Consider the following 631-nt stretch of genomic DNA (forward strand, 5'->3'; position numbering starts at 1 on the left):
AGTCTCTAGTAGTCGGGGTCTCTAGTAGCTGCGGGGCAGGCCCAGCACGTGCGAGCCCAGGTAGTTGAGCACCATCTCCTGCGGGAGCGGCGCGATCTTGAGCAGGCGGGCCTCCCGGAAGTAGCGGGCCACGTTGTACTCCTCGGAGTACCCCATCCCGCCGTGGGTCTGCAGCGCCCGGTCCGCCGCCTCGAAGCCCGCGTCGGCGCACAGGTACTTCGCGGTGTTGGCCTCACGGCCGCACGGCTTGCCGTGGTCGTAGAGCCAGGTCGCCTTGCGCAGCATCAGCTCCGCCGCGTCCAGGTGGGCCAACGAGTCCGCCAGCGGGAACTGCAGCCCCTGGTTCATCCCGATCGGACGACCGAACACCTCCCGCTGGTTGCCGTAGCTCACGGCCCTATCCAGCGCCACCCGGCCCAGCCCCAGCGCCTCCGCCGCGACCAGCATCCGCTCCGGGTTCAGCCCGTCCAGGATGTAGGTGAAGCCCTGGCCCTCCTCGCCGACCCGGTCCTCCACCGGCACCATCAGGTCGTCGATGAACAACTCGTTCGAGGTGACCGCGTTGCGGCCCATCTTCGGAATCGGCCGGATGTCGATCTTGCTGCGGTCCAGGTCGGTCAGGAACAGCGTG

At 68.3% G+C, this 631-nt stretch carries 1 protein-coding gene; it reads right to left on the reverse strand.

Annotation, left to right across the window (positions count from 1 at the left end):
• Positions 1-21: 21 nt before the first annotated feature.
• A partial coding sequence (locus tag ACL02T_RS34935; protein WP_412835098.1) for an acyl-CoA dehydrogenase family protein occupies positions 22-631 on the reverse strand: 610 nt, incomplete at its 5' end.

Source organism: Pseudonocardia oceanicola (genome assembly GCF_047200735.1).
GTDB lineage: Bacteria > Actinomycetota > Actinomycetes > Mycobacteriales > Pseudonocardiaceae > Pseudonocardia.